The 7,733-nt window shown below is 40.5% G+C and carries 6 protein-coding genes, 3 tRNA genes and 1 pseudogene; all 10 read right to left on the reverse strand.

Going from position 1 to position 7,733, the window contains the following annotated elements:
* Window positions 1-310: 310 nt before the first annotated feature.
* Window positions 311-386: transfer RNA gene (locus QZR70_RS07575), tRNA-Lys, on the reverse strand.
* 4 nt (window positions 387-390) lie between these two features.
* A tRNA-Gln gene (locus tag QZR70_RS07580) sits at window positions 391-465 on the reverse strand.
* 24 nt (window positions 466-489) lie between these two features.
* Window positions 490-565, reverse strand: a tRNA-His gene (locus tag QZR70_RS07585).
* Window positions 566-781: 216 nt separating this feature from the next.
* Window positions 782-1,621, reverse strand: a complete 840-nt coding sequence (gene speE / locus QZR70_RS07590) for a polyamine aminopropyltransferase (protein WP_295794243.1) — start codon at window positions 1,619-1,621, stop codon at window positions 782-784.
* 82 nt (window positions 1,622-1,703) lie between these two features.
* On the reverse strand, window positions 1,704-2,333 hold the full coding sequence (locus QZR70_RS07595) for a hypothetical protein (protein WP_105089630.1): 630 nt from the start codon (window positions 2,331-2,333) through the stop codon (window positions 1,704-1,706).
* A 4-nt stretch (window positions 2,334-2,337) separates the two neighbouring features.
* Window positions 2,338-2,772: a peptidylprolyl isomerase gene (locus QZR70_RS07600; RefSeq protein ID WP_005385683.1), complete on the reverse strand. Its 435-nt coding sequence runs from the start codon at window positions 2,770-2,772 to the stop codon at window positions 2,338-2,340.
* Complete coding sequence (locus QZR70_RS07605) at window positions 2,769-3,476, reverse strand: tRNA threonylcarbamoyladenosine dehydratase (RefSeq protein WP_295794245.1); 708 nt, start codon at window positions 3,474-3,476, stop codon at window positions 2,769-2,771. Before QZR70_RS07605 ends, QZR70_RS07600 begins: the two co-directional genes overlap by 4 nt.
* Complete coding sequence (locus QZR70_RS07610; RefSeq protein ID WP_004695332.1) at window positions 3,476-3,850, reverse strand: VOC family protein; 375 nt, start codon at window positions 3,848-3,850, stop codon at window positions 3,476-3,478. Before QZR70_RS07610 ends, QZR70_RS07605 begins: the two co-directional genes overlap by 1 nt.
* A 79-nt stretch (window positions 3,851-3,929) precedes the next feature.
* Entirely contained in the window at window positions 3,930-7,013 is a 3,084-nt protein-coding gene (locus QZR70_RS07615; RefSeq protein WP_295794247.1) for an SMC family ATPase, read from the reverse strand.
* A pseudogene (locus QZR70_RS07620) lies at window positions 7,014-7,694 on the reverse strand (exonuclease SbcCD subunit D C-terminal domain-containing protein); the annotation flags it as partial.
* Between the last annotated feature and the right edge of the window lie 39 nt (window positions 7,695-7,733).

Raw genomic sequence — 7,733 nt, forward strand, 5'->3', positions numbered from 1 at the left:
TCATTATTTGTTGTCGTTACATTTAAGTAACTTTGAATTATGGTTGGTTTTGACTATGTCAAAACCCGCACTCTGGCATATGTTCAATCATATGATTGATTACCTATCATTGTTCAGTTTTCAAAGATCTGTTACGTTAGTTCTAAGCCCTAACGACTTGTATAGTATATCAATCTAATCTTAAATCGTCAACCTCTTTTTCAAAGATTTTTTCAACTTATTTTTGATTGATTTTATACATACAATCATAACCAAATACTCTATGAATAGAGATAGAAAACTCACAAACCGAAGTTTGTGAGTTTTAATTTGGTGACTCACCCGCGACTCGAACGCGGGACACCCTGATTAAAAGTCAGGTGCTCTGCCAACTGAGCTAGTGAGTCATGTTGGCAGGGGTGGCTGGGATCGAACCAGCGCATAACGGAGTCAAAGTCCGTTGCCTTACCACTTGGCGACACCCCTACAGTGATTATGATGTGTAGGTTATGGGGTGAGTAGTGGGGATCGAACCCACGCGTAACGGAGCCACAATCCGCCGTGTTAACCGCTTCACCATACCCACCACCTTGTAGGTATCGAAGACGTTGTCTTCGTAACAAAGAGAATTATATCTGTTCTAGAGATTTGTGTCAACACCTTTTTCTCAATTTCATTTAACTTTTACAAATAAAATAAAAAAGTGCGTTATCCCTAATATAAACTCTTTCTCCTCATAAAATAAGGAAGCACATTCATAAGTTATACCTTACGAATGGTGCTCCCCTATTATACATATTATTTACTTAGTTGGCAAATAGTTTTTTACAAAATTTGGCAAAGCAAATGCAGCCTTTTGAATTTCAGCATTATAGTACTTAGTTTCAAAGTTTTGTTCACGATTTGGTGTCCATGTTAATGGGTCAAATGTTTTGGAACCCAATGTGAAGCAATGCATACCTGCAGGATAAATTGGAATAAATGCAGTATACAAACGCGCAATTGGGAAGTGATTATTTACGTAACCAAACACTTTTTCAACAAGCGATTGATGCAACATAGGAGATTCTGTTTGTTGTACAAATAAGCCATCTTTTTTGAGCGCTTTTAATGTATTCTTATAGAACTCTTCAGTAAACAAACCTTCACCAGGACCAATTGGGTCGGAGCAGTCTACGATAATTACATCATAGTAATCTTCTGCTTCTGCCATGAAACCAATACCATCACCAATTTTTACAGTTAATTTAGGATGGTTTTCAATCATAGCTTTAGCAATAGTTGGTAAATATTGTTTAGCAAGCTCTACAACTTTACCATCGATTTCAACCATTGTTACTTCTTTAACACAGTCGTGACGTACACATTCTCTAGCTACGCCACCATCACCGCCACCGATGATTAATACACGTTCAGGATTTGGATGTAAAAACAATGGAACATGACTCATCATTTCATGGTAGATGAACTCTTCACGCTCAGACGTTTGGAATACACCATCTAATGCGAGCATCGTACCGTACTCTTTAGATTTAAACACTTCAATTTTTTGGAACTCAGATTCACCAGAGTATAATACCTCTTCTGCTTCAGCGCTAAGACGTAAATGAGGAGTTTGTTCCTCTGTAATCCATTGACTCATGTAGTACCTCCTACTTTTATACTACAATACGCACCGCAGATGATTGCGATGCGTATGTATATTACGTTAATTGCTCTGTTTCTTAATCTTTACGACTAATATAACAGAAACCGCCACCTAAAATAGTGTCTTTCATCCAATTTGCTAACGAGAAATCACGGATTTCACCTTCATCAAAGATGCCACAGCGAATATCATCGCCATCCATAAATATCTTGTGAATTGGAACCCAATGCCATGTATAAAGAGCTTTTTCTTTACCCTTATGACGATTCAAAAATGCTACAGGCACATCTTGCGCCAATGCATCATGAATAAACTGAGCTGCAGCCTCCACCTCTACACGAGATGCGCAGAACGGAGATACATTCAACATATGTACATCATAAGATAGGCCTTTATCCTCCAGTAAACGAGTAAGACCACGTTCCATCCATTGAGTTTTATAAACACCACCACCAAAGCGTGGCTTTACATATTTCCAAACTAAGTTCATCCGTTCTAAAGCAAGCGTTTGATCGGATGTGGTTTCCAGATCTAATAAGCCATCCCTAAACAGCGAATAACCCAATACTTGTGATGCCGACGTGGGACCACAACCAGACAAGCGTTGCCACTCATCAGTGAACCATTCTTGGTCATACCCATATGATGTTTTACCATTTACATCAATATATAGCCATTCTGGATGTTTAATAGATACATCATTCATGAGATTAACCTTCGATTACTTCAACAGTTTCCATGATGGCACCTTGGTGAATACCATCAACTACGTCCATACCTTCGATTACTTTACCGAATACAGTGTGTACACCATCCAAGTGAGGTTGTGGTTCGTATACGATAAAGAATTGGCTACCACCAGTATTAGGACCACGGTGAGCCATAGACAATGCACCACGTTCATGTTTATGTGGGTTGCCAATCAATTCATCTTTAATTGTGTAACCAGGGCCACCTGTACCATTGCCATTAGGACAACCGCCTTGAGCTACGAAGCCAGGAATTACACGGTGGAAACGAAGGCCATTATAGAAACCTTTGTTAATCAAATCAATAAAGTTTTGTACTGTACCAGGAGCTTCTTTATCAAATAATTCAATTACAATATCGCCGCCGTCAGCCATATGGATTTTTGCTTTTTTCATTGTTCAGGTACCTCCAAAATTGTACGCAACACATGTGCTGCTAATATAAAACCTGCCACTGGTGGCACAAAACTACATGTACCAGGGCTTGTTGCTTCGCCTCGGAATTGTGGTTTTGTCGGTTTTTCTGTAGAAAATAAAACTAATTGCTTTTTTATGCCCCGTTTTTTGAGCTCCCGACGCATAACGCGCGCCAAAGGACATGTATGAGACTTATTGATATCAGCAATCATAAGTTTTTCAGGGTAAAAGCGATTGCCGCCGCCCATACAAGAAATAACAGGGATGCTTTCCCGTTGACACACCTCAATAATATTAAGTTTTGCCGTTACCATATCGATGGCATCGATTACATAATCAACGTTCAAGCTTTGAATAAATCCAGGGTAATTTTCCTCAGTATACATAATATCATGAGTTTCTATCACTACATCTGGATTAATAGAAAGTGCTCGTGCCTTTGCTACCTCTACCTTACGCTCTCCAATTGTGTCATGAGTCGTAATCATTTGGCGATTTAAGTTACTTGGTGCAATAGAGTCGCCATCGATAAGAACGATGCGTCCCACACCAGCTCGAACTAATACCTCAAGGGCACCGCCACCAACGCCGCCAACACCAAAGAGAGCCACAGACGTATCTTTTAAGGTTTTGATTTTATCAGGACCAACTAGCCACTCTAAACGAGTTAACATATATTCCATTAGTATTTACCTGCTGGAATAATTTCTGTCCAATACCCGTCTGGATCGGCAATAAAGTAAATGCCCATGTCAGCATTTTCATAAGCTACAACGCCCATCTCTTTATGCTTTTTAAGAGCTGCTTCGTAGTCATCTACATAAAACGCTAAATGGAATTCATTGTCCCCTAAATTATAAGGGCGATCCCAGTCGCGCAACCATGTAAGTTCTAGTTCATGCGCTGTGTATGGACTTTTTAAATATACAAGAGTGAAAGCACCACTTGGATCTTCCAAACGGCGAGATTCCTCAAGTAACAAGGCCTCTTTATAGAATGCTAAACTCTTATCAAGATCCTTAACATTTATATTATTATGAGCAAATGAAAACTTCATAGGACCTCCTTAATTAATTCCAGTATGTTTTTGTAGGAATTCTCCTCTTTTAATAGTATCACATTTGACAATTCTATAGCTAGTTAATAACAAATTTTGCCGTACTACCATCGTCACCACGTGTGACCTCTAAGTGGGCCGGTATACGAGTCTTTAATTCAGGTACATGGGAAATCATGCCGATAAGACGACCTGATGATTGTAATTTCACCAGTGTTTCCATGGCGAGTTCCAATGTATCAGGATCAAGTGTACCAAAGCCTTCGTCGATAAACATCGTATCCATATGAATACCACCTGCATAACTTTGGATAACATCCGCAAGACCTAAGGCAAGTGCCATAGAGGCCAAGAATGTTTCACCACCAGACAAGGTATTCGCAGGTCTTGATTGACCGGTGAAAGCATCTATAACTGCCAGATCGAGGCCTTGTTTGCCCCGTCCACCACCAGTATAGTCAGAACGTTCCAAGGAATAGCGATTACGACTCATCGTTTGAAGTCGTAAATTAGCTGCATATACGACTTCATCTAAAATAGCTCCCAATACATAGCGCTCAAAGGTTACATTTTTGAACCCTTGTTCACCGCCATTTGCCAAGTCATTTAGGCGACTTAAGAAAGTCACTTCCTCACGGGCTTCTCCCATAGCTTGTTCAAGTGTTTCTAGAGAAACTAGTGTCGTTTCAATATGTTTCGTTTCTCTATCCCAAGCCGCAAGAGAACCCACTAAATCATCACGCTGTTCTACTGCTGCATCATATACTTCATTGGAAACGGTATCACTTGGCTTCACTACAGATTGAGCATGCTTCAATGCCGCATCATATACAGCTTGAGCTTTATTGAAAGCCTCGTCCAATGCATGTAGTTCAGTTCTAAACGTATCTAAAGCCTTATAATCATCCAACGCATCTATAAAGTCATCTTCAGATAAAGAAATCGATTGCAATGATTCTACATAGTCTTTATTGAGTACATCAAGATTTTTTTTGTCTTCCTGCACTTGGGCAAATAAGGTTTCTAGACGTCCCCGTTTAGCATTGAGCACTTCTCTAGCAGAATCTAGATTTGCTTTACAAACTTTCACCTGTTCATCGTAGTCTGCAAGCTCAGATACCAATGATTCTATCTCTTTATGCCATGCAGCTACATCCGTAGTTGGCAAACTTTCAGAAAGAGCATCAATTTTAGCCTGTACCGTACTAATCTGAACCTCTAAATTGTGCAAGTTATCAAGTAATTCCTTATGAGCCGTCTCCAGTTTCGCTAGTGTATCTTTAGCCGCACTAAGGTCCCCCTCAGTATTAGCTATAGTGTTGCTCAGTTGTTCAGTGTCGCTACGCAAGGTTGTAAGCTGTTCCATTTTGGATAACAAGTCATGTTGAATAGAAGCAAAAGCCTCTTCTGAAAAACTCTCAATAGATGACTTCAACTGAGAAACTTGGTCTTTAATTTGCTGATCTAACTCATGTAGACGAAGAGCTAACGTTTCTTTCTGACCAATTTCACTAGCTTGCTTTTGTAACTCAAGATCACGCACGGCACGAGCCTCTTCTATCTCCTCTTTAGTGGGATATAACTCAGGCTTGGCTGCCAACTGTGGATGCTCTGTAGAGCCGCATACTGGACAAGGTTCGTTATCTACGACTAAATGAACGAGTTCAAAGGCACGCCCTTCTGCCATCAAATGTTCTAACCGTTCAAGCTGCACCTTTGAATTCTTTACGAATTCATCAAGCGTAGCTAATGCCTTATCTTTAGCATCGATATCATTTTGAACCTTCTGTTTCTCAGCAACCAATTCAGAATATCGTTGCAAATGACTTAACTGTTCTTGGATACGAGAAATAGAGTCTAACGCTTTGCTATTACCTTGTAACTGCTGCCTGTCCGCAACTAACTTAGCCTCTAAATCAGCTACTGTCTTATGCTGTGCCTGTAACGCAGCTTCGCTTTTCTCACGGTCCTTTGTCAGTAAGTTACTCTTTAATGTGCTCAGTTCCTTATTTAGCACTGCTAACTCATTAAACTTTTCTGATTGCTGTTCCATTTGGGCAAGCGTAGTTCGCTTAGCTTGCATAGTTTCAGCTTGAGCTTCTAATACTGCATGAGCCTCTATACATTTAGACTCATATTGAGTTGCACTGTCTACATTTTTTTCAGCCTCTGAAAGTGACGTTTCCAAGGTTTTTAACACCGACTGCTTATCAGTAAACTGTTTATATAACTCAAAGCTTGGCGTTAAAGAGGTAAGGAACTGAACCTTTTCACGTAAGCTAGCACGCTCCGCTTCTCTGGCTTTCACGAGGTCTAATTTAGAGATAGCCTCTGCAAGAGATTGTTGTGCTTGGTTATATAAGGCCCACTCATTTCGCAACGTATTGAACTGCTCCACTACAGTTACAGCTTTATCACGCTCAATAACAAGAGCATCTCGGTGTGGCTCTCTATGTTTCAACAGATCTCGTACATGTTCAATGGTTAGTACGGGTATGTCTTCGTCATGTGGAATGGATTGCAGCAATGCATTCTGTTTTGTTAGATTTTCTTCAATCCCTGCTTTTGCGTCATCATAAGAAGCTTTTAGAGCATCTTGTAATCTTCGATATAACTCGGTTCTAAAGAGTGTATGTAATAACTCCTCCCGTTCACTAGTGGAGGCTACTAGTAATTTTCGGAATTCTCCTTGCGGCAAAAGAACCACCTGTAAGAATTGATCCTTACGAAAGCCTATGATTCTTTGAATCGTATCGCGAATAGCCGCTGCAGAGGTGGCAATGACCTTCCATTCCCCATCTTTCATTTCGTAAACAGTAGCACTAGCATTCTGCTCACGCATACCAGTACCGCGCTTCTTTGCTACCAATTGTTTTGGCAGTCTTTCAACACGGTACTGAGCATCACCGATAGCAAAGGAAAAATCTACCCGCGTCATACGATCAGGTTCTGCAAAGTCACTGCGAATTGCATCTGTTTTACGCACCTCTCCACTAGGCTCACCATATAAGGCATACACCATGGCATCTAGTATAGATGTTTTACCTGCCCCCGTAGGACCAGAGATGAGGAACATAGAATGGTCTTGAAGCTCGTTAAAGTCCAAGGTAACCGAGTCGCGGTATGGACCAAAGGCTTCTATAGTTAAAGATATAGGCTTCATTTAGTCCTCCTTTAGAATTCGGTCCCATACAGAGTTGATGTATTGTTGTTCTCGCTCTGTTAATGGTTCTTTCCATACAGTTTCGGCAAATTGGTTAAACAATTCACGTTCGTTTAACTCTTTAAATACAGCTTCATCCATATCTGCCATAGGCGTTGCTACTCGACCAACTAAATCAATGGTCATACAGCGATGATACACTTGGCGCAATTTAGCCATCCCATCCATAATAGGCATCGTATCTAGCAAACGGGCTTGCACATAATCATCTTTATGCTTAGCCTGTAATTCCTTATTGTTTAACAGGTCTTCAAAATAACCTTCTAAAATCACTACGTCACGTTTCGCCTCTACAGGAATGGTGCTAATATCTACGTTACCTTTTTTATCCATATCTATGATGGTAAAAGACTTCTTCTGCGTATGCTCATCAAAGGAATATTTTAAAGGCGATCCGCTATAGCGAATATAGTCTGCCCCCATCCGTTGCGGGCCATGCAGATGTCCAAGGGCTGTATAGTGAAAGTCCTTAAAGACTTGTGGGCTTACTTGTTCACTACCGCCTACAGATAGTGTGCGCTCAGAACCACCTACTTCACCGCCCATTACAAAAGCATGACTAATGGCAATGCTGCGCCTCCCCTTTGGCACTTGTTTGTACAAGTAGTCACTCCATGCCTTGATTTTTTTCATTCTCAACAAATTTCGTTATAAAATATT

The organism is uncultured Veillonella sp. (assembly GCF_900545205.1).
Lineage (GTDB): Bacteria > Bacillota > Negativicutes > Veillonellales > Veillonellaceae > Veillonella.